This is a genomic window from Streptococcus sp. Marseille-Q3604, from assembly GCF_916619785.1.
Classification (GTDB): Bacteria; Bacillota; Bacilli; order Lactobacillales; family Streptococcaceae; genus Streptococcus.
The window spans coordinates 621,314-647,261 of the sequence record NZ_CAKAKM010000002.1 but is presented as its reverse complement, the minus strand read 5'-3'; the positions used below and the strand labels follow the sequence as shown (position 1 = coordinate 647,261).

General features: G+C 38.7%; 40 protein-coding genes and 1 pseudogene. 2 read left to right on the top strand and 39 right to left on the bottom strand.

Annotation, left to right across the window (positions count from 1 at the left end):
• Positions 1–35: 35 nt before the first annotated feature.
• The 38 genes from LG375_RS07700 to LG375_RS07515 form a co-directional block, all read right to left on the bottom strand.
• Positions 36–1,331: a gamma-glutamylcysteine synthetase gene (locus LG375_RS07700; protein ID WP_225745576.1), complete on the bottom strand. Its 1,296-nt coding sequence runs from the start codon at positions 1,329–1,331 to the stop codon at positions 36–38.
• A 248-nt stretch (positions 1,332–1,579) separates the two neighbouring features.
• Positions 1,580–1,966, bottom strand: coding sequence for a 50S ribosomal protein L17 (rplQ, locus tag LG375_RS07695; protein WP_002885709.1), 387 nt, complete (start codon positions 1,964–1,966; stop codon positions 1,580–1,582).
• Positions 1,967–1,983: 17 nt separating this feature from the next.
• A complete protein-coding gene (locus tag LG375_RS07690) occupies positions 1,984–2,922 on the bottom strand; it encodes a DNA-directed RNA polymerase subunit alpha (protein WP_002885793.1) in 939 nt (312 codons plus the stop codon).
• Between the two features lie 48 nt (positions 2,923–2,970).
• A complete protein-coding gene (gene rpsK / locus LG375_RS07685; RefSeq protein ID WP_002885718.1) occupies positions 2,971–3,354 on the bottom strand; it encodes a 30S ribosomal protein S11 in 384 nt (127 codons plus the stop codon).
• A 26-nt stretch (positions 3,355–3,380) separates the two neighbouring features.
• Positions 3,381–3,746 (bottom strand): 30S ribosomal protein S13, encoded by a 366-nt coding sequence (rpsM, locus tag LG375_RS07680; RefSeq protein ID WP_002885820.1) that lies wholly within the window; start codon positions 3,744–3,746, stop codon positions 3,381–3,383.
• 17 nt (positions 3,747–3,763) lie between these two features.
• The gene (gene rpmJ, locus LG375_RS07675; RefSeq protein WP_000868345.1) at positions 3,764–3,880 is read right to left on the bottom strand and encodes a 50S ribosomal protein L36; all 117 of its coding nucleotides are present in this window, start codon (positions 3,878–3,880) and stop codon (positions 3,764–3,766) included.
• A 25-nt stretch (positions 3,881–3,905) separates the two neighbouring features.
• The gene (infA, locus tag LG375_RS07670; protein WP_001040189.1) at positions 3,906–4,124 is read right to left on the bottom strand and encodes a translation initiation factor IF-1; all 219 of its coding nucleotides are present in this window, start codon (positions 4,122–4,124) and stop codon (positions 3,906–3,908) included.
• A gap of 117 nt (positions 4,125–4,241) precedes the next feature.
• Positions 4,242–4,880: an adenylate kinase gene (locus LG375_RS07665; RefSeq protein ID WP_048790850.1), complete on the bottom strand. Its 639-nt coding sequence runs from the start codon at positions 4,878–4,880 to the stop codon at positions 4,242–4,244.
• A gap of 131 nt (positions 4,881–5,011) precedes the next feature.
• Positions 5,012–6,307 carry a preprotein translocase subunit SecY gene (gene secY, locus LG375_RS07660; protein WP_014635140.1) on the bottom strand — a complete coding sequence of 432 codons (1,296 nt, stop codon included), beginning with the start codon at positions 6,305–6,307 and terminating at the stop codon, positions 5,012–5,014.
• Positions 6,308–6,323: 16 nt separating this feature from the next.
• On the bottom strand, positions 6,324–6,764 hold the full coding sequence (gene rplO / locus LG375_RS07655; protein ID WP_002885849.1) for a 50S ribosomal protein L15: 441 nt from the start codon (positions 6,762–6,764) through the stop codon (positions 6,324–6,326).
• 127 nt (positions 6,765–6,891) lie between these two features.
• Entirely contained in the window at positions 6,892–7,074 is a 183-nt protein-coding gene (gene rpmD / locus LG375_RS07650) for a 50S ribosomal protein L30 (protein ID WP_002885773.1), read from the bottom strand.
• Between the two features lie 14 nt (positions 7,075–7,088).
• On the bottom strand, positions 7,089–7,583 hold the full coding sequence (rpsE, locus tag LG375_RS07645; protein WP_002885626.1) for a 30S ribosomal protein S5: 495 nt from the start codon (positions 7,581–7,583) through the stop codon (positions 7,089–7,091).
• A gap of 18 nt (positions 7,584–7,601) precedes the next feature.
• Positions 7,602–7,958, bottom strand: coding sequence for a 50S ribosomal protein L18 (rplR, locus tag LG375_RS07640; protein ID WP_002885810.1), 357 nt, complete (start codon positions 7,956–7,958; stop codon positions 7,602–7,604).
• A gap of 89 nt (positions 7,959–8,047) precedes the next feature.
• Positions 8,048–8,584 (bottom strand): 50S ribosomal protein L6, encoded by a 537-nt coding sequence (gene rplF / locus LG375_RS07635; protein WP_002887056.1) that lies wholly within the window; start codon positions 8,582–8,584, stop codon positions 8,048–8,050.
• 126 nt (positions 8,585–8,710) lie between these two features.
• On the bottom strand, positions 8,711–9,109 hold the full coding sequence (gene rpsH, locus LG375_RS07630) for a 30S ribosomal protein S8 (RefSeq protein WP_002885642.1): 399 nt from the start codon (positions 9,107–9,109) through the stop codon (positions 8,711–8,713).
• A gap of 122 nt (positions 9,110–9,231) precedes the next feature.
• Positions 9,232–9,417 (bottom strand): type Z 30S ribosomal protein S14, encoded by a 186-nt coding sequence (locus LG375_RS07625; protein WP_001085699.1) that lies wholly within the window; start codon positions 9,415–9,417, stop codon positions 9,232–9,234.
• A gap of 17 nt (positions 9,418–9,434) precedes the next feature.
• Positions 9,435–9,977 carry a 50S ribosomal protein L5 gene (gene rplE, locus LG375_RS07620; protein ID WP_002887058.1) on the bottom strand — a complete coding sequence of 181 codons (543 nt, stop codon included), beginning with the start codon at positions 9,975–9,977 and terminating at the stop codon, positions 9,435–9,437.
• A gap of 26 nt (positions 9,978–10,003) precedes the next feature.
• Positions 10,004–10,309: a 50S ribosomal protein L24 gene (gene rplX, locus LG375_RS07615; RefSeq protein ID WP_002885874.1), complete on the bottom strand. Its 306-nt coding sequence runs from the start codon at positions 10,307–10,309 to the stop codon at positions 10,004–10,006.
• 80 nt (positions 10,310–10,389) lie between these two features.
• The gene (rplN, locus tag LG375_RS07610; RefSeq protein ID WP_002885711.1) at positions 10,390–10,758 is read right to left on the bottom strand and encodes a 50S ribosomal protein L14; all 369 of its coding nucleotides are present in this window, start codon (positions 10,756–10,758) and stop codon (positions 10,390–10,392) included.
• A 24-nt stretch (positions 10,759–10,782) separates the two neighbouring features.
• Positions 10,783–11,043: a 30S ribosomal protein S17 gene (gene rpsQ, locus LG375_RS07605; RefSeq protein ID WP_002885836.1), complete on the bottom strand. Its 261-nt coding sequence runs from the start codon at positions 11,041–11,043 to the stop codon at positions 10,783–10,785.
• A 27-nt stretch (positions 11,044–11,070) separates the two neighbouring features.
• Positions 11,071–11,277: a 50S ribosomal protein L29 gene (gene rpmC, locus LG375_RS07600; RefSeq protein ID WP_002885754.1), complete on the bottom strand. Its 207-nt coding sequence runs from the start codon at positions 11,275–11,277 to the stop codon at positions 11,071–11,073.
• A gap of 9 nt (positions 11,278–11,286) precedes the next feature.
• Positions 11,287–11,700, bottom strand: a complete 414-nt coding sequence (gene rplP, locus LG375_RS07595) for a 50S ribosomal protein L16 (RefSeq protein WP_000960950.1) — start codon at positions 11,698–11,700, stop codon at positions 11,287–11,289.
• Positions 11,701–11,703: 3 nt separating this feature from the next.
• Positions 11,704–12,357, bottom strand: coding sequence for a 30S ribosomal protein S3 (gene rpsC / locus LG375_RS07590; RefSeq protein WP_002885727.1), 654 nt, complete (start codon positions 12,355–12,357; stop codon positions 11,704–11,706).
• A gap of 12 nt (positions 12,358–12,369) precedes the next feature.
• On the bottom strand, positions 12,370–12,714 hold the full coding sequence (rplV, locus tag LG375_RS07585) for a 50S ribosomal protein L22 (protein WP_002887063.1): 345 nt from the start codon (positions 12,712–12,714) through the stop codon (positions 12,370–12,372).
• 15 nt (positions 12,715–12,729) lie between these two features.
• Positions 12,730–13,008 (bottom strand): 30S ribosomal protein S19, encoded by a 279-nt coding sequence (rpsS, locus tag LG375_RS07580; protein ID WP_000533765.1) that lies wholly within the window; start codon positions 13,006–13,008, stop codon positions 12,730–12,732.
• Between the two features lie 93 nt (positions 13,009–13,101).
• Entirely contained in the window at positions 13,102–13,935 is an 834-nt protein-coding gene (gene rplB / locus LG375_RS07575; protein ID WP_002887065.1) for a 50S ribosomal protein L2, read from the bottom strand.
• 17 nt (positions 13,936–13,952) lie between these two features.
• Entirely contained in the window at positions 13,953–14,249 is a 297-nt protein-coding gene (locus LG375_RS07570; RefSeq protein ID WP_002887066.1) for a 50S ribosomal protein L23, read from the bottom strand.
• Positions 14,249–14,872 (bottom strand): 50S ribosomal protein L4, encoded by a 624-nt coding sequence (rplD, locus tag LG375_RS07565; protein ID WP_002885795.1) that lies wholly within the window; start codon positions 14,870–14,872, stop codon positions 14,249–14,251. The genes LG375_RS07570 and rplD overlap by 1 nt, the downstream gene beginning before the upstream one ends.
• Before the next feature lie 24 nt (positions 14,873–14,896).
• Complete coding sequence (rplC, locus tag LG375_RS07560; protein ID WP_002885755.1) at positions 14,897–15,523, bottom strand: 50S ribosomal protein L3; 627 nt, start codon at positions 15,521–15,523, stop codon at positions 14,897–14,899.
• Between the two features lie 114 nt (positions 15,524–15,637).
• On the bottom strand, positions 15,638–15,946 hold the full coding sequence (gene rpsJ / locus LG375_RS07555) for a 30S ribosomal protein S10 (RefSeq protein WP_002885653.1): 309 nt from the start codon (positions 15,944–15,946) through the stop codon (positions 15,638–15,640).
• A 243-nt stretch (positions 15,947–16,189) separates the two neighbouring features.
• Entirely contained in the window at positions 16,190–17,191 is a 1,002-nt protein-coding gene (ruvB, locus tag LG375_RS07550; protein ID WP_002892095.1) for a Holliday junction branch migration DNA helicase RuvB, read from the bottom strand.
• Between the two features lie 80 nt (positions 17,192–17,271).
• The gene (locus tag LG375_RS07545) at positions 17,272–19,095 is read right to left on the bottom strand and encodes an acyltransferase family protein (RefSeq protein ID WP_073689527.1); all 1,824 of its coding nucleotides are present in this window, start codon (positions 19,093–19,095) and stop codon (positions 17,272–17,274) included.
• A complete protein-coding gene (locus LG375_RS07540) occupies positions 19,092–19,502 on the bottom strand; it encodes a membrane protein (protein WP_014635145.1) in 411 nt (136 codons plus the stop codon). The genes LG375_RS07545 and LG375_RS07540 overlap by 4 nt, the downstream gene beginning before the upstream one ends.
• Entirely contained in the window at positions 19,499–19,933 is a 435-nt protein-coding gene (locus LG375_RS07535; RefSeq protein WP_049545228.1) for a low molecular weight protein-tyrosine-phosphatase, read from the bottom strand. Before LG375_RS07535 ends, LG375_RS07540 begins: the two co-directional genes overlap by 4 nt.
• A gap of 275 nt (positions 19,934–20,208) precedes the next feature.
• Complete coding sequence (locus tag LG375_RS07530; protein ID WP_002887072.1) at positions 20,209–21,501, bottom strand: adenylosuccinate synthase; 1,293 nt, start codon at positions 21,499–21,501, stop codon at positions 20,209–20,211.
• Between the two features lie 235 nt (positions 21,502–21,736).
• On the bottom strand, positions 21,737–22,243 hold the full coding sequence (locus tag LG375_RS07525; RefSeq protein ID WP_225745575.1) for a DNA topology modulation protein: 507 nt from the start codon (positions 22,241–22,243) through the stop codon (positions 21,737–21,739).
• Between the two features lie 327 nt (positions 22,244–22,570).
• Positions 22,571–22,702, bottom strand: a complete 132-nt coding sequence (locus tag LG375_RS10585) for a helix-turn-helix domain-containing protein (RefSeq protein ID WP_413252019.1) — start codon at positions 22,700–22,702, stop codon at positions 22,571–22,573.
• Between the two features lie 220 nt (positions 22,703–22,922).
• On the bottom strand, positions 22,923–23,663 hold the full coding sequence (locus LG375_RS07515) for a CPBP family intramembrane glutamic endopeptidase (RefSeq protein ID WP_107372412.1): 741 nt from the start codon (positions 23,661–23,663) through the stop codon (positions 22,923–22,925).
• An 83-nt stretch (positions 23,664–23,746) separates the two neighbouring features.
• Between LG375_RS07515 and LG375_RS07510 the strand changes: the two are divergent.
• Positions 23,747–23,890 (top strand): annotated as a pseudogene (locus LG375_RS07510) (IS30 family transposase); the annotation flags it as partial.
• A 142-nt stretch (positions 23,891–24,032) separates the two neighbouring features.
• Here LG375_RS07510 and LG375_RS07505 read toward each other — a convergent pair.
• Positions 24,033–24,542: a helix-turn-helix domain-containing protein gene (locus LG375_RS07505; RefSeq protein ID WP_096833091.1), complete on the bottom strand. Its 510-nt coding sequence runs from the start codon at positions 24,540–24,542 to the stop codon at positions 24,033–24,035.
• Positions 24,543–24,967: 425 nt separating this feature from the next.
• On the opposite strand from LG375_RS07505, the gene LG375_RS07500 reads away from it, so the two are divergent.
• Positions 24,968–25,945 (top strand): replication initiation protein, encoded by a 978-nt coding sequence (locus tag LG375_RS07500; RefSeq protein ID WP_073689286.1) that lies wholly within the window; start codon positions 24,968–24,970, stop codon positions 25,943–25,945.
• Positions 25,946–25,948: the final 3 nt, after the last annotated feature.

Genomic DNA, 25,948 nt, shown 5'->3' with positions numbered 1-25,948 from the left:
TAGCAAAAACTATCTATCATATCTCTTGTCAAAGGTTACGCTAAACTCTTATTCAGCCTATCTAATTTCTCTCTAAGGGGAGCTAAGTAAACTTCTTCTCCAAAACCACGCGATTTTAAGCCATCCTCAGCACAAGACAATAACGATTCAGTCAAAGGTAATATCATTTTGAGGTCTGTAGCAGAAATATCTTTTTTCGAAAATAAACGACGAATTCTAGGGTAATCATAGTCAAATGCTTCAAAAAAAGGTGAGTCATTCAAAATATTTTCTAGATTTACCAAATTGACTAAAAGACCAAGGTGAAAGGCTGCTGGCGCAAAGGTTGATGAGAAAGGTTGGGTACATACACTACGAAACTCAATAGTCCCTCGTGTCGTTAAATCTTGGAATTGATAAGAACGATGAGTCTTAAAATCTTCCTCACTTGGTTCAATAGTGACTACTTCGCCACGAATAGAGTGTGCTTTGATAGATGGCGTACTTAGATAGTCTTTAGCACGTATTGGTTCAAAATAGTAGGTTTCGTCACCGCGCTTAGCAGTAAAAATGGCTGTCTCAGACAAGTAAGAAAAATAGTCATCTTCATTCTTAAATACCTTAGGAAATACTCCTGCATTTTCCTCAAACACACCATGCATGGAATTCTCCCAGAAAACATCACGGGAAAGCGCTAAATCCCAATCAGAACCCCAAAACTCAGAGTTTGCCAATAATACTGCCTTGGGTCCCTCTATTTGGTTAAAAGCATTTAAGACCCTTAAATAGGACGTTTTTGAAACATCTAATTGTACCTGACTCCCACAGATGAAAGAAGCATATTCAGGATAATCATGAAAGAAAGGATCGTTCTTTGCTTTAGATAGCTCGAGAAAATCCATAAGCATTTCATAACGAGGAGATTTAACAGGTCTGTTGTCATTTTTTGCCCAGTTTGGATTCACTCCCCAACCTTGCAACTCATGATTATGATTCTGAAGATAGGGTTGGATTATACTGAGGTAAGTATCCAGACGTTCCTCAACCTCAGAAATTCTCTCAGCCTTCGTAAAAGCAAACTCGATCGTATTGTACGAAACTTCAAAAAGAATCATGTCTCCAGAAGCTTTATCGATAAGCTGAATAGGATTATTATCAGAATCATACTTATCAGCTTGAAAATCAAAATTATCCAAAAGATAGACTAGTAACTGTTTTGTAAGAGAGACATCTGTAGCATTACCACTCAAATTAACAACTGGGTATTCCAACTCAATCCCCACAAATAATTCGGGTTGCTCCTTAATTGGCTCATAGTACCTTTGCTTAAGCAATTCCTTGGCTGTTGTCAAAATAATGTCCCCCTTTTTAAAATAAGCTTATTCCATTATATCAAAATATTCAGACGATTTATAGACAAAAAAACGCCTGCTTACGAAAAATAACCGTATTACCTTTCGTAAACAAGCGTTACATGCTTATTTATTCCCATTTTTATGATGAGTGTTCCCGCTAGGCGTATGCCCAGCGGTAGACCAGAGCTAGACTAAGAAAAGCTAAGCTATTCCATCATCATAACACTCAACAAAATTGATAAAAATTAAACAAGTTCGATGATTGCCATTGGGGCAGCATCGCCACGACGTGGTTCTGTTTTAAGGATACGAGTGTATCCACCGTTACGTTCAGCATAACGAGGTGCGATTTCTGAGAAAAGTTTTTGAAGAGCAGTTGTTGATGTATATTTATCAGTTGCTTCATCATAGCTTTCAGATGCAATTTCGTTACGTACAAATGCAGCTGCTTGACGACGTGCGTGCAAATCACCACGTTTACCAAGAGTGATCATTTTTTCAACTGTTTTACGGATTTCTTTAGCACGTGCTTCAGTTGTAACGATTGCTTCGTTAATGATAAGATCTGTAGTCAAATCACGAAGAACCGCTTTACGTTGTGAGCTTGTGCGTCCAAGTTTACGGTAAGCCATGTTATCCTCCTATATTATTATTTATCGTTTTTGAGTCCAAGTCCAAGATCAGCCAACTTAACTTTGACTTCTTCAAGAGATTTACGACCTAGGTTACGGACTTTCATCATTTCAGGCTCAGTTTTTTCTGTCAAATCATGAACGGTATTAATACCGGCACGTTTCAAACAGTTATATGAGCGTACAGACAAATCAAGTTCTTCGATGGTACGGTCAAGCACCTTTTCATCGTTCACTTTTTCAGTTTCTTTCATTACATCAGTAGCTTTAGCAACATCAGTAAGGTCAGTAAACAAGTTCAAGTGTTCAATCAAAACGCGAGCCGAGAGACCGAGGGCATCTTCAGGGATGATTGTTCCGTTTGTCATGATTTCGATTGTCAATTTATCAAAACCATCATTGCTACCTACACGGGCAGGTTCAACTTGATAATTGACTTTTTTCACTGGTGTGTAGATTGAATCTACAGCCAATGTTCCCACTGGTGCATCGTCTTTCTTGTTTTCATCTGCTGGAACATAACCACGGTTTGTAGCTACTGTCATAGTCGCTTTCAAAGAAGCGCCGTCAGCGATAGTGAAAAGATAATGATCAGGGTTAACAATTTCAATGTCACTATCAGTCAAGATGTCTCCAGCAGTAACTTCAGCTGGACCTTGGACATCAAGTTCAATTGTCTTTTCGTCTTCGACGTAAGATTTTACAGCAAGTCCTTTAATATTAAGGATGATTTGCATCACGTCTTCACGGACGCCTGGTACGGTATCAAATTCGTGGAGTACTCCATCAATCTTAATTGATGTTACGGCAGCACCTGGAAGTGATGACAAAAGTACACGACGAAGAGAGTTACCCAAAGTTGTACCATAACCACGTTCTAGTGGTTCGATGACAAATTTGCCGTAATCTTTATTTTCATCAATTTTTGTTATTATTGGTTTTTCAAACTCAATCATTTATTATACTCCCTCGAAACGAACCTTGTGTACTATTGTTATTAAAGATTACACACGACGACGTTTTGGAGGACGACAACCATTATGTGGTACAGGTGTTACATCACGGATTGCTGTTACTTCAAGACCTGCAGCAGCAAGAGCACGGATAGCAGACTCACGACCTGAACCAGGACCTTTAACAGTTACTTCAACTGTTTTAAGACCATGTTCTTGTGCAGATTTAGCAGCAGCTTCTGAAGCCATTTGTGCAGCAAATGGTGTAGATTTACGAGAACCTTTGAAACCAAGAGCACCAGCTGATGACCATGCTACAGCGTTACCATGCACATCTGTAATCATAACAATAGTGTTATTGAAAGTAGCGTGAATGTGAGCAATACCAGATTCGATATTCTTTTTCACACGACGTTTACGTGTTGGTTTAGCCAATGTTTTTACCTCCTATTTTATTTTAATTATTTTTTCTTACCTGCAATCGCAACAGCTTTACCTTTACGAGTGCGGGCATTATTTTTAGTGTTTTGTCCACGGACAGGAAGTCCACGACGGTGACGGATACCACGGTATGAACCGATTTCCATCAAACGTTTGATGTTAAGGTTAACTTCACGACGAAGGTCACCTTCAACTTTGATTGCATCCACTTCGCGACGGATAGCGTCTTCTTGATCATTTGTCAAATCTTTAACGCGGATGTCTTCAGAAACGCCTGCAGCAGCCAAGATTTTCTTAGATGTTGCAAGTCCGATACCGTATACGTAAGTAAGTGAAATTACTACACGTTTATCGTTTGGAATGTCAACTCCAGCAATACGAGCCATGATTTCTCCTTTCTATATTATCCTTGACGTTGTTTGTGTTTTGGATTTGTTGGACAAATTACCATAACACGACCGTTACGACGAATAACTTTACAGTATTCGCAAATTGGTTTAACCGATGGTCTTACCTTCATGTTTCAATCCCTCCAATTATTTCGATTATTTAAAGCGGTATGTGATGCGTCCACGTGTCAAATCATAAGGACTCATTTCAACAGTCACACGGTCACCGACCAAAATACGAATGTAGTTTTTACGGATTTTACCAGAAACTGTCGCCAAAATTTGGTGTCCATTTTCCAATTCAACAGTAAACATAGCATTAGGCATAGTTTCTACAACTTTACCTTCAATTTCAATCACGTCTTCTTTTGCCACGCAAAAGTACCCCCTAAAATTTCGATTTGATTTCCTCTGAGCACAGAGGTAACAATTATAAGTCAGACTAAAGTATTATAACATGCTTAAGTCTGATACGCAAGTAAGATTATATAATTATTTAATTGCTGCAATCGCTTTTTTAACATCAGCGAATACATCGTCGATATCTTGGTTACCTTGAATATCAGATACAAGACCAAGCTCACGGTAATGTGCAATAATTGGCTCACCTTGAGCAATATTCACATCCAAGCGGCGTTTCACTGTTTCTGGTTTGTCATCTTCACGTTGGTAATAGTCTTCTTCCTTGTAGTCAGCTGGTGGGTTGAATACTTTATGGTAAGTTTCACCTGTTTCGCGGTGAATAATACGACCACTCAAGCGTTCAAGAAGGCAAGATGGATCCACTTCGATATTGATTACTCCATCAAGCTCCAAACCAAGATCAACCAAGATTTGATCCAAGGAATGAGCTTGTTCGATTGTGCGAGGAAAACCATCCAAAAGGAATCCTTTTTCCTTAATGTCGTCTTGAGCCAAACGCTCTTTAACGATTCCGTTTGTTACTTCATCTGGTACCAATTCACCTTTATCGATGAATGATTTGGCCAAAACACCCATTTCAGTTTGGTTAGCCATAGCAGCACGGAACATATCACCAGTTGAGATGTGAGCTACACCAAATTCTTCAACAATTTTTGCAGCTTGAGTCCCTTTACCAGCACCTGGTAGACCCATAATTAAAAGATTCATCTTACGAACTCCTTATTTTTGTTTTCAAATAACTCTATCAAGGTTTTAACACATTGGTAGAGTTATCAAAAAACAAAAGAGAAGGGACAGAAAGTAACCTTTCTTTCCCTCTCAATTGTTCATGAGAAGACTTAGTCTTCAAGATTCATAAATCCAACGTACTGACGTTTCAATAGGTAACCTTCGAGTTGTTTCATACCTTCGATACCAGTTGAAATCAAGATCAAGAGAGATGTACCACCAAGCGCGATTGAGCTTGTAAGGTGCATAAACTGTTGAGCCGCAATTGGAGCCAATGAAATAAACGCGAGAAATACAGCCCCGATTGTTGCCAATCTCTTAAGCAATGAAGACATGTACTTTTCAGTCTCACGACCTGGACGAACACTAGGAATGTAAGACCCATTCTTTTGAAGATTTTCAGCAGTTTTTTCAGGATTTACTTGGACAAATGTGTAGAAGAATGAGAATAAGATAATCAATATCGCATAAGTAATCATTCCACTAGGTGTATTATACGAGAGTAGTCCTTGTAAGTGTGATAACCATGTAACCTTCGAGAAGAATGGAAGAATAGTACTAGGAATTGTTGTAATCGAGCTAGCAAAGATAACGGGAATAACACCAGCTGGATTTACTTTCAATGGAAGGTAAGAACTCGTTGGAGCCCCTTGAACCAATTTAGTATATTGAATTGGAATTTGATATTCTGCCTGTTGAACAAATGTCGTAAAGAAGACAATCGCCAAACCTACCACAATTAACAAAGCAACTATGATATATGAACGAGTCAATTCTCCTGAACGAACGTTGACAAAGAAATCCTCGTAAATTGTTGAGAACATTTTTGGAATAGAAGCAATGATCCCTGAAAAGATAATCATTGACACACCATTACCAAAACCTTTATCTGTGATTTGTTCACCAAGCCATGTCACAATTATGCTACCAGCAGTTAAAATTGTCCCAATCAATAAATAGGTTGAAACATTAGGTGTCTTAACCAAAGAAATTGATGAGAGTGTATTGAAAGTACCTGTGATACCAATCGATTGACCAAATGCTAAAACAAGAGTAATATAACGAGTCGCCTGATTTAATTTACGACGACCAACTTCACCTTGTTTGCCCCACTCCACAAATTTTGGATAGATATCCATCTGCAAAAGTTGGACAATGATTGATGCCGTAATATAAGGACTAACCCCCATCGAAAAGATTGAGAAGTTATTCATAGCATTACCAGACACCAAGTTAAGCATGTTCAAGAAAGGTAAATCACTTAATTGTTTCAAACTTTCCGCATTGATACCAGGAACTGTTACATGAGTTCCTACACGAAAAACGAAAATAATGAAGATTGTAAATAAAATCTTATTACGAACGTTTTTGACTTTCAACGCATCTTTTAATAGTTTAAAGAACATAATGAGTTACCCCTCATTAGATGACTTCGATTGAACCACCTTTAGCAGTGATAGCTGCTTCAGCAGATTTTGAGAATTTAGCTGCTTTAACAGTCAATTTCTTAGTCAATTCGCCGTTACCAAGAACTTTAACGCCTGATTTTTCAGCACGAACGATTCCAGCTTCTTTAAGAACTGCTGGAGTTACTTCTGTACCATCTTCAAAAACGTTCAATTGATCAAGGTTTACAAGTGCGTATTCTTTAGCGTTGATGTTAGTGAATCCACGTTTTGGAAGACGACGGAACAATGGAGTTTGTCCACCTTCAAATCCTGGACGTACGCCACCACCGCTACGAGCTTTTTGACCTTTTTGACCACGGCCTGAAGTTTTACCGTTACCAGATGAAGTACCACGACCTACACGGTTACGGACTTTACGAGAACCTTCAGCAGGTTTCAATTCATGAAGTTTCATTATTATTTTCTCCTCTTTTTGTAAAATGCTAGCGCCTCTAACCAAGTAAGGTAGCTTGATTAGAAACTCGCCTATACATGAAATTCAGTTTAAGTCGCAAGGTAACCCTCACGACTTAAATCAATTTTTATTTAACGTCTTCTACAGTTACCAAGTGAGATACTGCGTTGACCATACCACGGATAGCAGCGTTGTCTTCTTTAACAACTGAGCTATTCAATTTACCAAGTCCAAGAGCAACAACTGTTTTACGTTGTTCTGGTTTGCGTCCGATTGGAGACTTAGTCAAAGTAATTTTAATTTGAGCCATTGTTATCTCCTTTCTTATGCCAAGTCAGATACTGAGATGCCACGAAGAGCCGCAACTTCTTCAGCACGTTTAAGTTGTTTCAATCCTTCAACAGTCGCACGAACGATGTTGATTGGAGTGTTTGAACCGAGTGATTTAGATGTTACATCAGCAACACCAGCCAATTCGATGACGGCACGAACTGCACCACCAGCGGCAACCCCAGCCCCTTCAACAGCTGGTTTCAACAATACTTTCGCTCCACCAAATTCTGAACGAACTTCGTGAGGAATAGTTGTACCAACCATAGGAACTTCGATAAGGTTTTTCTTAGCTGCTTCAACTGCTTTACGGATAGCTTCTGGAACCTCTTGAGATTTACCAGTACCAAATCCTACGCGACCATTACGGTCACCAACAACAACAAGAGCAGCAAAACGCATGTTGCGTCCACCTTTTACAACTTTAGTAACACGGTTGATAGCAACTACGCGTTCTTCAAGTTCTACTGCATTATCTTTAAATGCCATTATTAAGTGTCCTCCCTATTAGAATTTCAATCCGTTTTCACGAGCTGAGTCAGCCAAAGCTTTAACACGTCCGTGATAGAGATATCCACCGCGGTCAAACACCACTTCAGAAATACCTTTAGCTACTGCGCGTTCAGCAACAAGTTTACCGACAACAACGGCTTGTTCTGTTTTAGTTCCTTTAGAAACTTCTTTATCAAGAGTTGATGCACTTGCGAGCGTTACACCCGCTACGTCATCAATAACTTGAGCGTAGATGCCTGTATTAGAACGGAAAATGTTCAAACGTGGGCGATCAGCAGTTCCAGAGAGTTTTCCGCGAACGCGACGGTGGCGTTTTTGGCGGAGTTTGTTTTTATCTGGTTTCGAAATCACAATTTTCACCTCTTAATTATAATGCTAGCTCATGAGAGCTTTTGGTAAAGAGACAATCCACAAAGAATTGCCATAAGGATAAAATCCTATTATTTACCAGTTTTACCTTCTTTACGACGTACGTATTCACCAACGTAACGGATACCTTTACCTTTGTAAGGTTCTGGTGAACGAAGGCTACGGATGTAAGCTGCTGTTTGACCAACAACTTCTTTGTTAATACCACTTACAACGATTGAAGTTGCAGATGGTACTTCAAAAGTAATACCTTCTGGAGCTTCAACTTCGTCTTGGTGAGATTTACCAACTGAAAGAACAAGTTTTGTCCCTTGGAGTTGCGCACGATATCCGACACCGCGCATTTCAAGTTCTTTTTTGAAACCTTCAGAAACACCAACAACCATGTTGTTCAAGTTTGCACGAGAAGTACCGTGGATTGTTTTGTTTTCTTTTGAGTCGTTTGGACGGTGAAGTGTAACTTCATTGCCTTCAACTTTGATTTCAATGTTTTTGTTAAACTCACGAGTGAGTTCGCCTTTAGGTCCTTTAACAGTAACAACGTTATCGTTGTTTGTTACTTCAACACCAGCAGGCAAAGTAATAACTTTATTACCAATACGTGACATAGTATTTAATTCTCCTGTTAGATTATCAAGCCACAAAGTGACTAGTTTTCACGGGGATGAGTTCCATAGAATATAATCAACGAAACTCGCACAAATCATTTGAGATAAGTGCTTAGTATCAGCTTCTTACCAAACGTAAGCGATAACTTCTCCACCAACGTTCTTTTGACGAGCTTCTTTATCAGTCAAAAGACCTTCTGAAGTAGAGATGATCGCGATTCCAAGTCCGTTAAGAACTTTAGGAACATCTTCACGTTTAGAGTAAACACGAAGACCTGGTTTAGAAATACGTTTCAAGTTAGTGATAACACGTTCACCGTTTTGTCCGTATTTCAAGAATACGCGGATGATACCTTGTTTGTCATCTTCGATAACTTCAACATTTTTTACGAAACCTTCACGTTTAAGGATTTCAGCGATACCTTTTTTAATGTTTGATGCAGGTACTTCAAGGACTTCGTGTTTAGCTTGGTTAGCGTTACGAATACGTGTCAAGAAATCTGCAATTGGGTCAGTCATAACCATTTTATATTTTCTCCTCTTACTAGTAGTTTGAATAATTCACTTGCTAGTTAATGATTGAGCTAGGCTCAGATTGTGTTAAATACATTCAAATTAGGTAAAACTAACTTAAATGTACCATGTTTTTACCAAGAAGCTTTGGTAACACCTGGAATTTGACCTTTGTAAGCCAATTCACGGAAGCAAACACGGCAAAGTTTAAATTTGCGATAAACTGAGTGTGGACGTCCACAACGTTCGCAACGAGTGTAAGCTTGCGTAGAGAACTTCGCAGGGCGTTTGTTCTTAGCAATCATTGATTTTTTAGCCAATTTATTTACCTCCTAGATTATTTTGCAAAAGGCATTCCAAGGCCTTTAAGCAATTCACGACCTTCTTCGTCAGTGTTAGCAGTAGTTACGATAACGATATCCATACCACGTACTTTATCAACATCGTCGAAGTTGATTTCTGGGAAGATAAGTTGTTCTTTAACACCAAGTGTGTAGTTACCACGTCCATCAAATGATTTAGTTGGAACACCATGGAAGTCACGAACACGTGGAAGTGATACTGATACCAATTTATCCAAGAATTCGTACATGCGTTCACCACGAAGGGTAACTTTAGCACCGATCGCTACACCTTCACGAAGACGGAAGCCAGCGATTGATTTCTTAGCTTTAGTAATCAATGGTTTTTGACCTGAAATAAGTGCCAACTCAGCAGCAGCTTTTTCAAGAGTTTTAGCGTTGTTTACAGCTTCACCAACACCCATGTTGATAACGATTTTATCAACTTTTGGCACAGCCATAACTGAAGAATAATTGAATTTTTCAGTCAAAGCTGGAATTACTTCGTTAGTGTATTTTTCTTTAAGACGGTTAGCCATTTAATACTTTCTCCTTTCCTTCGTGATTAGTCAAGCACTTCGCCTGATTTTTTGTTGTAACGAACTTTTTTGCCGTCAACAACTTTGTAACCTACACGTCCAGCTACACCGTTCTTGTCAAGAACTTGAACGTTTGAAGCGTGGATTGGTGCTTCTTTTTCCACGATAGCACCTTGAGGGTTTTCAGCTGATGGTTTTTGGTGTTTTTTGATGATTGCAACACCTTCAACAACAACTTTGTTTACTTTTGGAAGAGCTTTAAGAACTACTGCTTCAGTTCCTTTGTCTTTGCCAGCAATAACGCGAACTTTATCGCCTTTTTTTACAAACATTTGAGTATTTCTCCTATTATTTCTTACGCCCTAATGGGCACCCTGAACATTTCAGGGGACTAAGTTTGTGTTAATTCAGATTAAAGTACTTCTGGCGCCAAAGATACGATACGCATGTATCCACCTTCACGCAATTCACGTGCAACAGGGCCAAAGATACGAGTTCCACGAGGAGTTTTGTCATCGCGGATGATTACTGCAGCGTTGTCATCAAACTTGATGTATGAACCGTCTGGACGGCGAGCACCAGTTTTTGTACGAACGATAACAGCTTTAACAACATCACCTTTTTTAACAGCTCCACCTGGTGTAGCTTGTTTAACAGTTGCAACGATAACGTCGCCGATGTTAGCGAATTTACGTCCTGAACCACCAAGAACTTTGATAGTCAAGATTTCACGAGCACCGCTATTATCAGCAACTTTTAAGCGACTTTCTTGTTGAATCATTTCAATTGTCTCCTTTTAGTTTTATTAGATAATAACAGCTTCTTCCACAACTTCTACAAGACGGAAGCGTTTTGTAGCTGAAAGTGGGCGAGTTTCCATGATACGAACGATATCGCCTTCTTTAGCAACGTTGTTTTCATCATGTGCTTTGTATTTTTTAGAATAGTTGATACGTTTACCATAGACTGGGTGGTTACGTTTAGTTTCAACTACAACTGTGATTGTTTTATCCATCTTGTCAGATACTACGCGTCCAACAAGGGTTTTACGTTGATTACGTTCCATTATTAGAATTGCTCCTTTCCCAATCTATTATTTGATTTCAGATTGCACAGTTTTAACACGTGCAATTTGTTTTTTCACTTCGTTCAAACGGGCAGTTTGATCAAGTTGACCTGCTGCAGCTTGGAAACGAAGGTCGAAAAGTTCTTTCTTAAGTTCGTTTTCTTTTTTAGCAAGCTCTTCTTGAGACAAGCCACGAAGCTCAGCAACAAACTTTTTGATTTCTTCAAGTTTCATGTCTTCTCCTTATTCTGCTTCACGTTTCACGAATTTACATTTAACTGGCAATTTGTGGCTAGCAAGACGAAGCGCTTCACGTGCAACTTCTTCAGAAACACCTGCGATTTCGAACATTACTTTACCACGTTTAACTGGTGCTACCCAACCTTCAGGTGCCCCTTTACCAGAACCCATACGTACACCGATAGCTTTAGCAGTGTATGATTTGTGTGGGAAGATCTTAATCCAAACCTTACCACCACGTTTCATGTAACGAGTCATGGCAATACGAGCAGCCTCGATTTGACGGTTTGTAATCCAGTGGCTAGTTGTAGCTTGAAGACCGTATTCACCGAATGATACTTCTTTACCACCTTTAGCCTCACCGCGCATTTTTCCACGGAATTCACGACGGTGTTTAACACGTTTAGGTACTAACATTTGTTATTTGCCTCCTTTAGTGTTTTTACGAGCTGGAAGAACTTCTCCACGGTAGATCCAAACTTTAACACCAAGTTTACCGTAAGTTGTGTCAGCTTCTTCCCAAGCGTAATCGATATCAGCACGAAGTGTGTGAAGTGGAACTGTACCTTCAGAGTATCCTTCTGCACGGGCGATATCTGCACCGTTCAAACGACCTGATACTTGAGTTTTGATTCCTTTAGCTCCAGCACGCATTGCACGTTGGATAGCTTGTTTTTGTGCACGACGGAAAGCAACACGTTGCTCAAGTTGGCGAGCAATTGTTTCACCAACAAGGTGAGCGTCCAAATCAGGTTTCTTGATTTCAACGATGTTGATGTGTACTTGTTTTCCAGTCAATTTGTTAAGTTGAGCGCGAAGAGCGTCAACGTTTGATCCACCTTTACCGATAACCATACCTGGTTTTGCAGTGTGAAGTGAAACAATAACTTTGTTTACAGCACGTTCGATTTCAATAGTTGAAACTGAAGCGTCTGCAAGTTCTTTTTGAATGAATTTGCGGATTGCCAAATCTTCGTGAAGGTAATCTGCGTATTCTTTTTCAGCATACCATTTCGCATCCCAGTCACGGATGATCCCGACACGCATACCAATTGGATGTACTTTTTGACCCACGAGTTTACCTCCTTATTTTTCTGACACAACTACTGTTACGTGAGTTGTGCGTTTGTTGATTGGTGAAGCTGAACCTTTCGCACGTGGACGGAAACGTTTCATTGTTGGTCCTTCGTTTGCGAATGTTTCAGATACTACCAAGTTAGCTTTTTCCAAACCAAAGTTGTTTTCTGCGTTAGCGATAGCAGAGTTAAGAGTTTTCTCAACAATGCGAGCTGCTTTGTTTGGAGTGAATTTCAAGATTGCGATTGCATCAGCAACGTTCTTACCACGGATAAGATCAAGAACAAGACGTGTTTTACGAGGTGAAACACGCACTGTACGAGCCATTGCTTTAGCTGAAGTAATTTCTGCCATTGTGTCCTCCTCCTATTAACGACGTGTTTTCTTATCGTCAGCTGCGTGACCTTTGTAAGTACGAGTTGGTGCAAATTCACCAAGTTTGTGACCTACCATGTCTTCTTGGATGTAAACAGGAACGTGTTTACGTCCATCATAAACTGCGATAGTGTATCCGATGAAACTTGGGAAAATCGTTGAACGACGTGACCAAGTTTTAATTACTTTTTTCTTTTCGTCATTTGCTTGAGCTTCAACTTTTTTCATCAAATGCTCATCGACGAAAGGTCCTTTTTTAAGACTACGTCCCATTTTGTAGTTTTCTCCTTTAAATTGAATGTACCACAGCGGCTTGCACTAAGAAATGCTACCGAGTTGGCGGATGTTATGTGCTAAGCGACTAAATTATTTTTCGTTACGACGACGAACGATAAGTTTGTCAGATTTAGCTTTCTTGTTACGAGTTTTAAGACCAAGCGCAGGTTTACCCCATGGAGTAGATGGCGCTTTACGTCCAACTGGTGCTTTACCTTCACCACCACCGTGTGGGTGATCGTTAGGGTTCATTACAGAACCACGAACTGTTGGGCGAATACCTTTCCAGCGATTACGGCCGGCTTTACCAAGGTTGATAAGTGATTGTTGTTCGTTACCTACAGTACCGATAGTTGCACGACATGTACCAAGAACCATACGAACTTCACCTGATTGAAGACGAACAAGTACGTATTTACCTTCTTGACCCAAAACTTGAGCAGAAGCACCAGCGGCACGGATAAGTTCAGCACCTTTACCTGGTTGAAGCTCGATGTTGTGGATAACTGTACCAACTGGGATGTTTGCAAGTGGAAGAGCGTTACCAATCTTGATATCCGCATCTGGACCTGAAACGATACGTTGACCTACTTCAAGACCTTTAGGTGCGATGATGTAAGCTTTAACCCCGTCAGTGTAGTGTACAAGAGCGATGTTTGCAGTACGGTTTGGATCATACTCAATTGTTTTAACAACTGCTTCAACGCCATCTTTGTTACGTTTGAAGTCAATCAAACGGTAGTGACGTTTGTGTCCGCCACCTTGGTGACGTACAGTGATACGACCGTTGTTGTTACGACCAGCTTTGTTCTTAAGAGAAACAAGCAATGATTTTTCAGGAGTGCTTGTAGTGATTTCTGCGAAATCCAAAGAAGTCATGTTACGACGGCCATTTGTCGTTGGTTTATAAACTTTAATACCCACGTTAATTTCTCCTTTGATTATTCAGCTTCAGCTGCAAACAACTCGATTGCTTTAGAATCAGCTGTAAGAGTGATGATAGCTTTTTTAGTTTTTGAAGTGAAACCAGTGTAACGTCCAACACGTTTTTGTTTTGGTTTAACAGTTACAGTGTTCACGCTAGCAACTTTAACACCTTCAAATGCAGCTTCAACTGCTTGTTTGATCAAGAGTTTGTGTGCACGTGTATCAACTTCGAAAGTGTATTTTCCTGCTTCAAGAGCAATCATAGATTTCTCAGTGATAACAGGTTTTTTGATTACGTCATACAAATTCATTATGCAAGAACCTCCTCGATTGATGAGATAGCTTCTTTAGTAACAAGAAGTTTATCTGCGTTTACGATGTCAAGTACGCTTGCAGTTGCAGGAGTTGCAACAGTTACGTTTGCAAGGTTACGTGCTGAAAGTTCAGCGAATTTGTTTCCTTCTTCAACGATAACAAGTACTTTAGAATCGATGCTAAGAGCTGAAAGAACGTTTGCGAATTCAGCAGTTTTTGGAGCTGCAAATGAAAGAGCTTCAACTGCTACAAATTTATCTTCTGCAACTTTAGCTGAGTAAACAGATTTCAATGCAAGGCGACGAACTTTTTGTGGAAGTTTGTATCCGTAAGAACGTGGAGTTGGTCCGAAGACAACACCACCACCACGCCATTGTGGTGAGCGGATAGAACCTTGACGAGCACGTCCAGTTCCTTTTTGACGCCATGGTTTACGTCCACCACCTGATACTGCTGAACGGTTTTTAACCGCGTGAGTACCTTGGCGAAGGCTAGCACGTTGGCTGATTACGACATCAAATACTACTGATTCGTTTGGTTCGATACCGAAGATAGCGTCGTTAAGTTCAACTGTGCTAACTTCTTTACCAGTTTGGTCAAATAGTTTTACGTTTGCCATTTTTAACTGATTTCTCCTTTCTTATTATTTAGCAGCTTTAACTGCTGATTTGATAGTGATAAGAGATTTCTTAGCACCTGGTACGTTACCTTTGATAAGGATAACGTTTTTCTCTGGGATAACTTGTACAACTTCAAGATTTTGAATTGTCACACGGTTGCCACCCATACGTCCTGCCAAGTGTTTGTTTTTGAAAACACGGTTAGGCGCAACAGGTCCCATTGAACCTGGACGACGGTGATAACGAGAACCGTGAGCCATAGGTCCGCGTGATTGACCGTGGCGTTTGATAACACCTTGGAAACCTTTACCTTTTGAAGTACCAGTTACGTCAACAACATCTCCAGCTTCGAATGTGTCAACAGTGATTTCTGATCCAACTTCCAAGCCTTCAATGTTTTTGAATTCACGAATGAAGCGCTTAGGAGCTGTGTTAGCTTTCGCTACGTGGCCTTTGGCAGGTTTGTTGCTCAATACTTCGCGTTTGTCGTCAAAACCAACTTGAACTGCTTCGTAACCGTCTGTTTCAACAGTTTTAACTTGAAGCACAACGTTTGGAGTAGCTTCGATGACAGTAACAGGGATAAATTCACCTGCTTCAGTGAAGATTTGAGTCATTCCCACTTTTTTCCCTAAGATTCCTTTTGTCATGAGAAAATATTTCCTTTACTTTATTGTTTTTTCAAAAAGTTTTTTATGAGCGTTTTTTATGCTCAAAAAAGTTTTTAACGAGCGTTTTTTATGCTCATTGAATCAAACTTTAAATTAAAGTTTGATTTCTACGTTCACACCACTTGGAAGATCAAGTTTCATCAAAGCGTCAACTGTTTTTTGAGTTGGGTTGATGATGTCGATAAGACGTTTATGTGTACGCATTTCAAATTGTTCGCGAGAATCTTTATATTTGTGAGTCGCACGAATAATTGTGTAGAGACTACGTTCAGTTGGAAGTGGAACTGGTCCAGCAACTGTCGCACCTGTGCGAGTTGCAGTTTCTACGATTTTTTCAGCCGCTGTATCAAGCGTACGGTGTTCGTAAGCTTTCAAACGGATACGAATTTTTTTGTTTGCCATTTTTTCTCCTCTTTCGTCTATTTAAGATAATAGGCTAGCTCCTCAAGAAAACCAACACGGATTGCGTGGCAGTGCAACCAGGCGTGTCGCAACCTCTTGTATCATAGCTAAGCGCTGTATTTACAGCACCATAATATAATAACAAAAGAACCCACTCATTGCAAGGGATTTTTAAAGTTTTTTTCTTTTTTCTTTATTTTCTTTTTGACTAAACAAAAAAATCCACCTTCGATGGATTTTTTATCAACTTTCTTTAGTGTAGTCGTACCCCATGTGTTCATAGGCTTTAACCGTTGCAACACGTCCTGTTCGTGTTCGCATAATAAATCCTTTTTGAATTAGATAGGGTTCATACATATCTTCTACCGTTTCTCGCTCTTCAGCAATATTAACTGACAAGGTCCCTAGTCCAACCGGTCCCCCACCATACATCTCAATCATGGTTCGGAGAATTTTTTGGTCGACATAATCTAGTCCTTCATGGTCCACATCCAACATAGTCAACGCCTTGTCTGCAATCTTATCATCAATGATGCCATCACCCATAATTTGTGCATAGTCTCTCACACGCTTAAGTAGGCGGTTAGCAATACGTGGCGTTCCACGACTACGACGTGCTAACTCTAGGGCAGCCTCAGGTGTTATAGTCATATCAAAGATTTCTGAAGTGCGTTCTATAATTTCCTTCAAATCTGGTAACTCATAATATTCCATATGACCATTAATCCCAAAACGAGCCCTCAATGGATTTGACAACATACCTGCTCGTGTGGTTGCACCCACTAAAGTGAACGGTGGTAACTCTAGATGAACACTACGACTTGTTTCACCTGCACCAATCATGATATCGATGTAGTAATCTTCCATAGCACTATAAAGTACTTCTTCCACTGCCATAGGCATTCGATGAATCTCATCAATAAATAAGATATCACCTGGCTCCAAGTCATTGAGTATGGCAACCAAATCTCCAGCCTTCTCAATTGCTGGCCCAGACGTCTGCTTTAAATTGACGCCCATCTCATTAGCTATCACAAAAGCCATGGTCGTTTTCCCTAAACCTGGAGGACCAAACAAAAGAGTGTGATCTAATGCTTCATCACGAAGTTTAGCTGCCTCTATAAAAATCTTTAATTGGTCCTTAACCTTATCTTGACCAATATATTCCTTAAAGTACTGAGGACGAAGGGTACGCTCAACATACTCTTCATCTCCTAGTAAATCATTATCTAATATTCTTGCCATAGGCTTATTTTAGCACAAAACAAAAAATGCAGTCAAAATTTGTCCATAAAAAAGAAGACAAGACTTGCCTTCTCTTTTGATTATTTCTTACCACCCTTAACTGGTGCCTTATCAGCTTTCTCTATAGCTTCTTTAATTGTCTTAGTATAGAGTTTAGCACCACGGTTAATAGAGTCGCTATCAGATCCAAAGTGAACCCCATCTGTACCATTCCAGATAGAAATATTTTCTTTAGCCACTTGATACCAGTCAGCAACCGTCACAAAGTCGTATTTTTTAGCCATCTCTAACTCATACTTACGTAACTGAATCAAAGACTGGGCCTCATTACCAGATTTACTACCATTATATGGTGTCACAAAGATAATATGGTGACCCTTAGGTAAATTCTTGATGATTTTATTAATAACGCCTTTATAGTCGTCAATCTCATTAACACCACCAGCAATGACAACATCCTTAGCAAGAGCATTACTATCCGCGTAATCTTTAAGCAAATCATTGATTGTTGATAGGTTACGACTGACAACTGCATCTATAGCGACATTATCAATACTTGATTCCAGCTGATCTTTTGATCTAAGAGCTACGGAGTCCCCTAAAACTGTCACTCCCTTATTCACACCAAATGAAGTAGCCTGACTGTTTTCCGCATTGGTACGCGTTAATTTCATCTTAGTCTGAGCTTGTGACAAACCATTAGCTTCTAAATCTTTCTCGAAGTTCCCTACAGCTGGCGCAAAGAGAGAAATAAGCACTGTAATTAAAGTAAGACCACTAAAAACATAAAGCACAATATGTCGGTACGGCGTCAAGTCTAAATCTATTCCAAAGAGACTTGCCTTTCTTCCTGCAATAAATGGCTCTATTATATAGTAGGAAAGTGTTGCAAAAACAATTGACAGAATCGTTGTCAGAATGACTGCAATAATATTATTGGTCAATTGACTAAAGATAATATATAGTGGCCAGTGAAAAAGATAGACACTATAGCTAATCTCTGCCAAATAACTAATAAGAGCAGGCTCTGTTTTTCCAGGCAATTTCTCATGAAGGACACGGGCAGAGTAAATCATAACAGCCGTGAACAAACTAGCTAAAACAAAACCAAATAGATAGGTAATGCGTTCCTCAAAATGGAGAACTAAGCCCAACAATACGAGCAAGGCAAAACTTCCTACCATATAAAGGACTGTCTTTTTCAGAGTCCAAAGGCGTATATTTTTCTTGAACCTAGCGGTCGTTTCATACACACCTGAAAGTGTCGCAAAGAGAGAACCTAGGAAGAATGGATAGGCATGCGTAATTGATGAGAAATATAAGCGAGAAAAACTATCAACAAAGAAAGCGCTAATAAACATTGATAGGAAGCTCACCATAAAGCAGGCAAGAGATACCATAAAGACTAGGCTTCTAAATTGATTTTGGTGTTTGACACGCTTAGCTAGGAACCAAAGCAAGGCACCCCAAAGAATATAATAGTGAACCTCAATAGCCAGACTCCATGTATGGAGGTAAATATGCTGGTTAAATTGGTTCTCATAATTTCCCCCGGTCAAAATCTCATAATAGTTAGTTACAAAACCGATAACAGAGGTGATTTGACGTCCAATACCTGCAATAAAATCATTTCGAACCAAGAGCGCCAAAGGGGTACAGATAAGAACCATCAACACAAGTGGTGGTACTATCCGGTAAAAGCGTCGTCGCATAAAACCAAGGTAATCAATGCGATGCGTCCTAGATACCTCATCAATCAAAAGTGCTGTAATCAAATACCCTGAGAAGGTAAAGAAGACATCAACACCGATGAAGCCCCCAGGAAGAATACTTGGGAAGAAATGATAGATCAGAACCAAAAGAAGTCCTGTCACACGAATATAAGAAAACCAGTTAATTCTCATCCTTTAAAAATCCCCTGTTTAAATTTTCCTTTGTAGGTAACCTTATTTTCAGTAGTCAATTTTCCTTGACCATCGGCTTGACCAGACTTGAACTCTCCTTGATAAATCCAACCCTCATGAGATTTGAAGGTTCCTTGACCATTAAAGGAACCATTCTTAAATTCTCCCGTATAGGTATCACCATTATCATAGGTCAAAGTTCCTTGACCATTCAAACGATGGTTCTGCATCTGACCTTTATAGGCAATCTTAGTCCCATCAATCTTGATAGAATGTTGCGTTTTTATAGTCACCAAAAACAAGGACAGGGCGCATAAAATAATAACCCCTACTGTAATACGCTCAAATTGATTTCGGTCAATATCAATATTTTTAAAATCAAAATCCTTTAGTTGTTTAAAATTCATTGTCTATCCTTAATCCACTGTAACCAGTCTCGACAACCTGCAGTTACTAATTTATATGTTTCTTCAAAGTCACCTGTATACCATGGGTCCGGAACTCCACCAGGTCTGAAAAGCTTGATTTTATCGTCATAACGCCCTGCAGATATCTGTAGAAGATCCTCAACATTTGACTCATCCATTCCCACAACTAAATCAAAGAACTCAAAATCGGCCTGACTAATCTGTTGTGAGCCCTTGGAAGAGTCAAAAGAAATAGCATATTTCCTTAAAATCTTTTGGGTTCCTTGATGAACTGAATTTCCATGCTCCCATGAAGATGTCGCGCGACTTTCGATATGCAAAGACTTTTCTTGGTCCAGCTCTTTCATCACAAATTCTGCCATTGGGCTACGACAAATATTCCCCAGACAAACAAATACAATCTTATTCATTATTCACCTCTTGCCCAAAACTATTAAGAGATATGCTCACTTATTTTCTTCGTCAAAATTATGAACACACTTTTAAATCATGAAAGTAGGTTCTCATTAATTTTCATTTAATCAATCCATATTATACCGAAAAACTAATCAAATAGAAAGGTTTCTTTCCTAATCATATCGAAAAATTAGCAACCTTTTTTAACAGTTGCAATATTCATATTAATCTATATGTTTAAGGCGTGAGAAAAGAGAACCTAGTTTCCTAGATTCTCCTTTTGTTAGCTTTAGATATTTGACCAAACACTTTCAAGGATGTTTGTTTGTTCACGTCCTGGTCCTACAGAGAAAGTAGAGATACGTACACCTACCAATTCACCAACACGACGAACATAATTACGAGCATTTTCAGGAAGCTCATCTAAACTACGGCAACCTGTGATGTCTTCTTCCCAACCTGGCAATTCTTCATAGATTGGTTTACAACGTTTCAGTTGCTCAAGACTAGCTGGGTAGTAATCAATACGCTCACCATCAAGGTCATAAGCTACACAAATTTTTACAGTGTCAAGACCTGAGAGAACATCGATACAGTTCAAGCTGAGGTTTGTGATACCTGATACACGACGACTATGGCGCATCACCACTGAGTCAAACCATCCTACACGACGTGGACGTCCAGTTGTTGTTCCATATTCATGACCAACTTCACGGATACGTTCACCCACTTCATCAAATAACTCAGTTGGGAAAGGACCATCACCAACACGACTCGTATAGGCCTTACATACACCAACGACCTTATTGATTTTAGATGGACCAACACCTGAACCGATTGTAACACCACCCGCAACTGGGTTTGATGACGTTACAAATGGGTAAGTACCTTGGTCAATATCAAGCATAACCCCTTGAGCTCCTTCAAAGAGGACACGTTTACCTGCATCAAGAGCGTCATTCAAGATAACGGATGTATCTGTGACATATTGCTTAATTTGTTGTCCGTAAGCGTAGTATTCTTCAAAAATCTCATCGAATGATAATTCTTCAGCTTCATACATCTTACTGAAAAGACGGTTTTTCTCAGCTAAGTTCGTTTTCAAACGATCAGCAAAGATTTCTTTATCCAAAAGGTCTGCAATACGGATACCTACACGCGCAGCCTTATCCATATAGGCAGGACCAATACCTTTGTTAGTTGTACCAATCTTATTGTCACCTTTGGCGGCTTCTTGCAGTTGATCAAGTTTAATATGGTACGGCAAAATAACGTGTGCGCGGTCAGAAATACGAAGGCTCTCTGTTGACACACCTTCTGCATGAAGATATTCCAACTCTTTGACAAGTGATTTAGGATTGACCACTACACCGTTCCCGATAACAGAGATTTTCTCTGGGAAGAAAATACCTGATGGAATCAAGTGCAATTTAAATTTCTTACCATCGATAACAATCGTGTGACCTGCATTGTCTCCACCTTGATAACGTGCGATCACTTCGGCATCTTGACTTAGGAAATCTGTAATTTTCCCTTTACCTTCATCACCCCACTGGGTACCCACAACAACTACTGATGTCATATTATTTTGATAACGGACAGCTCCACCTTTACGAGGCTGTCCCCACCTTTCTTGAAAAACTTCACGGTGGGAATTTCACCCACAAGTTTTGCGTTACAGTTTATTATAGCAGAAAAAAGTCTATTTGTTCAACGTTGAAAGCGCTTCTTACAAAATATTCTGACAGTTATAGCTAAGATTGCAACTAGTTATTTACTATATCTTTTTAACCTTGCTTCTTATGTATAACTATCAGCTATTTAACCTGCTTCATATAATCATTTAACTGCCTTTGATTCTTTAAAATAATTGTCTTGTCAGAATAATTTTTAACAACTGCATTATATTGCTCTACATATTTTTTAGAACGTCCGTCTAATAAAATCCATTTCACAAATGCAAAATCAAATTTTTCATTACAACCTTCTGCCATGCTAGGACGTGTCTTTCCCCTATATGTTAAATAACGCCTAAACGCCCGATAGAGACAATTAACTCTGTTAAAGTTGAAATAGACAATACAGTCAGCTTCCCTCATACGTTCCCCATAAAGACAGGCCGAGTAATTCCCTTCAATTATCCAATCACTTTGTAGCATAAATGTTGATATATCGTCAGTCATTTCATCAACTGTTCGCTCTTGCCAATTTGATGTGAAATGAATTTTATCTAAATGAAGAACCTCACAATTGTAGTGTTGACCTAAAAAATTTGCCAAAGTCGACTTTCCAGAACCACTATAGCCAATGATTGCAATTTTCAACTCATGTCTCCTTTTTCATTTCTGTTTTTTGACTATTATTATAACACAAAGCATATATTTAGAAGAAATTATCATTGGGAACAACTCTCGTTTAGACAAATAAGCACGTAAATATCTGTTTAAAGTGAGTTCTTTCTTAGAAAAATAAAAAAGAGACTTATAAGCAAGTCTCTTTTCGATATTAAGATGCCCCCTACATGCATTTTGAGACAATGTAAATAGAAAAAATAAGCAAAAATGTTGAAATATAGAGGATATAAAAAAACAATTATGGTTACCTTGAGTATAATTATTTCAAAGTGGGACAAACATGGGACAAGAATAGAATTAAATATATTCATAAATTTTGTCAATAAGTTCATGGAAATCTACTTCTAGAGCAACTGATAAAACTTTCAGAGTGGAGAGTGTAGGCATTGTTTTTCCATTTTCAATATTTTTAAGAGTTTCAATAGATATAGATGATTCTTCTAGAAGCCCCTTAGAAATTCTATCCTCTAAAAAAATTCTCGTGATCTCTTTTCCAAAGATAATTCTAATCTCTTACTTCTTAAAATGTCACCTATTATAGCTAGTTTTCTATCAAATTTTTTCCTTTTAGTCATATGTTAATTTTAACATACCTAAATTGTCAAATTAAGTTAGACTTTTCAAGTAACTCAGAAAAACCTTTAAACGACTAGACATCCGCCACTGGACGATACCACCGCCAGAGTAAATAGATGGAGCACAACAAGAAGCCTGCTCCCGCTAGCATAAAATGAGAATTCCCAAACCCATAGCCAGCCAATTCAAACATTTTACGAGTCATGTGAATTCCTCCATGCACAGCCACTGCTGCCCAAGTCGTCTGATAGCGATCACGTAGAATCGCTGCAAATAGACCGAAGGAAAATGCCATAGCCGTCGTTAAGAGCCCAAATCCCCATCCTGATGTAAGATGTACTAGATGGATTGCCGCAAATAAAGCAGCTGACGCCAGCATCTTATGGGCGGGCTTGAGATGAAGGGTCTGAAAAATATAGCCCCGAAAGACTAATTCTTCAGGAAAGCCTTGAATCAAAAAGGCCGATACAAAAGCTTTCACAAGGTTAGCAACTGACCAGCTAGCTGCTGACTTGTCCACATCGCCTAGAAAAATAGCGCCTACACAACTAGCTACGACAATTATAACAGTCCAAGAAGCTGCTAGGACAAAGCCTTTGATAGCCTGATGGTCTACCCGTAATTTCATGACTGACCATGGTTTTTTATCCCAAAATGTCAGATAAAGCCAGACCAGTCCTAGATAGGCTAGCACCGTCAGTACCCCTGCAAGCAAGTAACTCGTAACTGTCTCACCCGATACAACTGTTGAGAGGAGAAAAAGGGGTAAAAAGTAAGTAACAGTCATTATAAATGCTCGTACAAAAGTTTTCATCACACACCTCCAAATTTTTGTCAAACTTTTCTATTTTTGTAGAAATGGCTTTTATTCAAAGAGAAAAAGATGATTCCTGCACGCTACCGAAACAAATGGATTTTACGAATATTTCTCAAAATTATTTATCAGCTATAGCTGATAAAAGAAATAGAATTCCTAGGAAGTCTTTGAATTATCAAACACCATACCAAGTTTTTCTGAGTTACTTGAAAAGTCTAACTTAATTTGACAATTTAGGATTAAAAAAACATTTACGACAGAAAACAAGTCAACCTAGAACTAATACCTTTAGTTTGCATACTAGAGAAAAAATTATCTAGATATTTTCTGTCTATTTATAAATAAAGTACCACTTAAATTTTTTCGTTAATCTAATAAATCTTTATTCTCAATTAAAAGTTCTAACGGAGATTTTTCTCTAGCTGGAACAAACCCCGGCTCATATTGGTTATGTAATGTTCCTGTAGGAGAAGAGGGATCAATATACAGCTCTGAACCATCTTCCATATAAAGTTGTTTCCCTCGTGTTAGATAGAGTAAATCTTCTATTAGGGGCTCATTGGAATGTAAGAAGCGTTCAATATCTTTTACACCTTTTAAAATTTCACCTATTTTATTCGTGTACTCCTCTGACTCAAGAACACTCTTTTCTAATTCAATTTCCTTACTAGTTCCAAAAAGTTGCGTCGGAGTTGCATTAAAATATTCTGCTATCTTATCTAAATTTGCAAAGGTAGGATAGCTTTTTTGTTTTTCATAGTCAGAAATAGATTGCTTACCAATACTTAGATCATCGGCTAACTGTGTTTGACTTATTCCCTTTTCTGTACGTAGTCGAGCTAAATTAGGTCCAAAGTTTTGGATTATAAAAGTCATATAAAACTCCTCGTCGTATTTTAAACTTATTTTATCAGCTATAAACTTATAAATCAAGTTTAATATTGACTATATGTTATAAATTTTATAAAATATATTTATAACTTATAAATAAGTTATAAATAAAAATCTATTTTTAGAATAGTACATAAGGAACACGTTCAAAAGAGAACTCAAAGTACTATCTATTAGAAAGCTTGAGGCTAGAAATTGTTTGGACAAAGTCTAGGAACGAGCCTGACGCCAAGTCAGGCGAAGTTCCGAAGACTGCCGTCCTGAAAATTTCTAGCGAATCAACAGCTGGCTATTCTAACAGCCAGCAAAAAGGGACACTTAGGACAACGTCCAAAGAGCGACGGGACCGGTAAACGTTGATTTAACGGTATTTCTGAGGTCTAAAAACTCTAAAAGAAAGGGGGACAATATTGATGGTTTCTATACAAGATTTGAGAACCATTCAAGAAAAATCTAATTTAAAAGAATTGGTACAAGGGGTAGATGTCAGTATTGATAGATTAACGGTTATCTGGGATACGGAATCTGGATCTCTAAGGCGGATTTTCAAAAATCTGAAACGAGTAATGGCTTCAAAAATTGATTCGTTTGATATCCACGATAATATCCGAGATGACAACTTCTCTTTAGTCAAAGACTTTGATAAAAATGGGTCAATCACCATTGTGTTCTTTCAGTTAGCTGTTTATGGGAATGAACAACTGATTCGGCTTGACTTCAATCCTAATACCTTAAAGGAATTTAATGGAATGAAAATATGGAGACAATTAATGTACTTCGCTAGATTGAATTCATTGACGGTACGTTTATCTCGTTTTGATTTGGCTTTTGATATCTTCAACAGACCTGAAATTGTCAATTTACAACATATTAAAGGGGGTGTAACACATAAAATATTCTATGGTCGAGGGGGCGAATTAGAGACGAAATACTGGGGTTCTAGCGGTAGTAATGTACAGGTTAGGTTATATGATAAGAATAAAGAAATCATTGCTCACAGGCGCCAAGAAAAGCTAGATTTAGACGATAAACCGTTTTGGTGGAGATTAGAGTTTCAACTCAGAACGAAAGCGATTGGTGAGGTGATGGTCCAAGATATTATGAATCGACTTAATAATTTCGGATTTTACCAGTTAGATCATATTCAAATGAACCAAAGAGCTTTTACAATTATCTTTCTCAACAACCCTGAACTATTAACGTTGGCTTTCCCAAATTTAAAATTAGACAGTATCAAAAAGAAAAAAGCTAGGACCCGTAAACTGTTGAGAAAAGAAACTAACCAATTTGCCGAAGAACTAAAAGAAGTGTTAATACAGAACATTCCTAAATTAAATGCAGAGTTGAAACTGTTGGTAGGTGAGTTTCTGTTTTTAGAAGATCAATAGGAG

What these genes read in the sequence shown, in the direction of transcription:
- secY (WP_014635140.1), bottom strand. Translation starts at nt 6,307, where the DNA reads ATGTTCTTTAAACTATTAAAAGATGCGTTGAAAGTCAAAAACGTTCGT.
- LG375_RS07665 (WP_048790850.1), bottom strand. Translation starts at nt 4,880, where the DNA reads ATGAATCTTTTAATTATGGGTCTACCAGGTGCTGGTAAAGGGACTCAA.
- rpmC (WP_002885754.1), bottom strand. Translation starts at nt 11,277, where the DNA reads ATGAAACTTGAAGAAATCAAAAAGTTTGTTGCTGAGCTTCGTGGCTTG.
- rplO (WP_002885849.1), bottom strand. Translation starts at nt 6,764, where the DNA reads ATGAAACTTCATGAATTGAAACCTGCTGAAGGTTCTCGTAAAGTCCGT.
- rpsQ (WP_002885836.1), bottom strand. Translation starts at nt 11,043, where the DNA reads ATGGAACGTAATCAACGTAAAACCCTTGTTGGACGCGTAGTATCTGAC.
- rpmD (WP_002885773.1), bottom strand. Translation starts at nt 7,074, where the DNA reads ATGGCTCAAATTAAAATTACTTTGACTAAGTCTCCAATCGGACGCAAA.
- LG375_RS07535 (WP_049545228.1), bottom strand. Translation starts at nt 19,933, where the DNA reads ATGAATAAGATTGTATTTGTTTGTCTGGGGAATATTTGTCGTAGCCCA.
- rpsM (WP_002885820.1), bottom strand. Translation starts at nt 3,746, where the DNA reads ATGGCTCGTATTGCTGGAGTTGACATTCCAAACGATAAACGTGTAGTA.
- rplD (WP_002885795.1), bottom strand. Translation starts at nt 14,872, where the DNA reads ATGGCAAACGTAAAACTATTTGACCAAACTGGTAAAGAAGTTAGCACA.
- rplQ (WP_002885709.1), bottom strand. Translation starts at nt 1,966, where the DNA reads ATGGCTTACCGTAAACTTGGACGCACAAGCTCACAACGTAAAGCGGTT.
- LG375_RS07545 (WP_073689527.1), bottom strand. Translation starts at nt 19,095, where the DNA reads ATGAGAATTAACTGGTTTTCTTATATTCGTGTGACAGGACTTCTTTTG.
- ruvB (WP_002892095.1), bottom strand. Translation starts at nt 17,191, where the DNA reads ATGGCAAGAATATTAGATAATGATTTACTAGGAGATGAAGAGTATGTT.
- rplV (WP_002887063.1), bottom strand. Translation starts at nt 12,714, where the DNA reads ATGGCAGAAATTACTTCAGCTAAAGCAATGGCTCGTACAGTGCGTGTT.
- rpsJ (WP_002885653.1), bottom strand. Translation starts at nt 15,946, where the DNA reads ATGGCAAACAAAAAAATTCGTATCCGTTTGAAAGCTTACGAACACCGT.
- LG375_RS07570 (WP_002887066.1), bottom strand. Translation starts at nt 14,249, where the DNA reads ATGAATTTGTATGACGTAATCAAAAAACCTGTTATCACTGAGAAATCT.
- LG375_RS07530 (WP_002887072.1), bottom strand. Translation starts at nt 21,501, where the DNA reads ATGACATCAGTAGTTGTTGTGGGTACCCAGTGGGGTGATGAAGGTAAA.
- rplF (WP_002887056.1), bottom strand. Translation starts at nt 8,584, where the DNA reads ATGTCACGTATTGGTAATAAAGTTATTACTTTGCCTGCTGGTGTTGAA.
- rplE (WP_002887058.1), bottom strand. Translation starts at nt 9,977, where the DNA reads ATGGCTAACCGTCTTAAAGAAAAATACACTAACGAAGTAATTCCAGCT.
- rplC (WP_002885755.1), bottom strand. Translation starts at nt 15,523, where the DNA reads ATGACAAAAGGAATCTTAGGGAAAAAAGTGGGAATGACTCAAATCTTC.
- rpmJ (WP_000868345.1), bottom strand. Translation starts at nt 3,880, where the DNA reads ATGAAGGTAAGACCATCGGTTAAACCAATTTGCGAATACTGTAAAGTT.
- rplP (WP_000960950.1), bottom strand. Translation starts at nt 11,700, where the DNA reads ATGTTAGTACCTAAACGTGTTAAACACCGTCGTGAATTCCGTGGAAAA.
- LG375_RS07540 (WP_014635145.1), bottom strand. Translation starts at nt 19,502, where the DNA reads ATGAATTTTAAACAACTAAAGGATTTTGATTTTAAAAATATTGATATT.
- LG375_RS07505 (WP_096833091.1), bottom strand. Translation starts at nt 24,542, where the DNA reads ATGACTTTTATAATCCAAAACTTTGGACCTAATTTAGCTCGACTACGT.
- rplX (WP_002885874.1), bottom strand. Translation starts at nt 10,309, where the DNA reads ATGTTTGTAAAAAAAGGCGATAAAGTTCGCGTTATTGCTGGCAAAGAC.
- rpsE (WP_002885626.1), bottom strand. Translation starts at nt 7,583, where the DNA reads ATGGCATTTAAAGATAATGCAGTAGAACTTGAAGAACGCGTAGTTGCT.
- rpsS (WP_000533765.1), bottom strand. Translation starts at nt 13,008, where the DNA reads ATGGGACGTAGTCTTAAAAAAGGACCTTTCGTCGATGAGCATTTGATG.
- LG375_RS07515 (WP_107372412.1), bottom strand. Translation starts at nt 23,663, where the DNA reads ATGAAAACTTTTGTACGAGCATTTATAATGACTGTTACTTACTTTTTA.
- rplN (WP_002885711.1), bottom strand. Translation starts at nt 10,758, where the DNA reads ATGATTCAACAAGAAAGTCGCTTAAAAGTTGCTGATAATAGCGGTGCT.
- rpsH (WP_002885642.1), bottom strand. Translation starts at nt 9,109, where the DNA reads ATGGTTATGACTGACCCAATTGCAGATTTCTTGACACGTATTCGTAAC.
- LG375_RS07690 (WP_002885793.1), bottom strand. Translation starts at nt 2,922, where the DNA reads ATGATTGAGTTTGAAAAACCAATAATAACAAAAATTGATGAAAATAAA.